General features: G+C 62.5%; 1 protein-coding gene. It reads left to right on the top strand.

Going from position 1 to position 1,369, the window contains the following annotated elements; genetic code table 11:
• Window positions 1–46 precede the first annotated feature (46 nt).
• Window positions 47–1,330, top strand: a complete 1,284-nt coding sequence (locus tag QM806_RS40825) for an IS256 family transposase (RefSeq protein ID WP_120660961.1) — start codon at window positions 47–49, stop codon at window positions 1,328–1,330.
• Window positions 1,331–1,369: the final 39 nt, after the last annotated feature.

Genomic DNA, 1,369 nt, shown 5'->3' on the forward strand with positions numbered 1-1,369 from the left:
GGGACTGTAAGAACAACGGTGTAACTCTGAAAGGAGATGCACCATTATGACTGATGTGATTGATCGTGAGGCCGAATCGAACTCGGCACGTGTGGGCGTCAGCGACGCGAGGCTGCAGGAGCTGGTGGACCAGGCCCGGGCCGACGGCCTGCAGCTCACCGGTGAGGGTGGGTTGCTGGCGAAGTTGACCAAGCTGGTGGTGGAGTCCGCGCTCGAGGGTGAGATGGACGACCACCTCGGCTACGGCAAAAATGACTCGGTCGGGCGGGGAAGCGGCAACTCCCGCAACGGCAGACGCGCCAAGACCGTGTTGACCGAGGCCGGGCCGGTCGAGCTGGAGGTGCCCCGCGATCGGGAGTCGAGTTTCGAGCCGAAGATCGTGGCCAAGCGGCAGCGGCGGCTCACCGGGGTGGAAGACATGGTGATCTCGCTGTCGGCCAAGGGACTGACCACCGGTGAGATCTCTGCGCACATGGCCGAGGTCTATGGCGCCGAGGTGTCCAAGCAGACGATCTCGACGATCACCGAACGGGTGATGGACGGCATGCTCGAGTGGCAGAACCGGCCGCTGGACCAGGTGTATCCGGTGCTGTTCATCGACTGTATCCACGTCAAGATCCGCGACGGCAACGTGGCCAACCGGCCGATCTACGTCGTGATGGGGGTGACTGTGGACGGCACTCGCGACATCCTCGGATTATGGGCCGGCGAGCACGGCGACGGGGAGGGGGCGAAGTATTGGCTCCGGGTGTTGTCGGAGCTGAAAAATCGTGGTGTGCAGGATGTTCTGATCGTCGTGTGTGACGGTCTGAAGCATCTGCCCGACTCGATCGGACAGGTGTGGCCGCAGACTATCGTGCAAACCTGCGTGGTCCACCTCCTCCGCAATACCTACGCCTACGCCTCCCGCAAGGACTGGGCCGAGATCGCCAAGGACCTCAAACCGGTGTACACCGCGCCGTCGGAGCAGGCTGCGCTTGACCGGTTCGCCGAGTTCAGCGACAAATGGGAGAAACGTTATCCCGCGATCATCCGGATGTGGACCAACGCCTGGGCCGAGTTTGTGCCGTTCCTGCAGTTCGACCACGCGATAAGGCAGGTGATTTACACGACCAACGCGATCGAGAGTGTCAATGCCCGAATCCGCAGGGCTGTCAAGGCCCGCGGCCACTTCCCGACCGAGGCGGCGGCCCTGAAATGCGTGTACCTGGCCATCATGAGCCTCGACCCCAAAGGCACCGCCCGCCAGCGCTGGTCCAACCGCTGGAAGGCAGCGCTGAACGCCTTCGAGATCACCTTTGACGGACGCCTGTCCGCCGGACGAAAGTAGTCACAGTTCAAACAGTTACACCGTTAACTTGACAGACCC

Origin of the sequence: Rhodococcus sp. IEGM 1351 (genome assembly GCF_030056875.1) — a bacterium.
GTDB lineage: Bacteria > Actinomycetota > Actinomycetes > Mycobacteriales > Mycobacteriaceae > Rhodococcus_F > Rhodococcus_F opacus.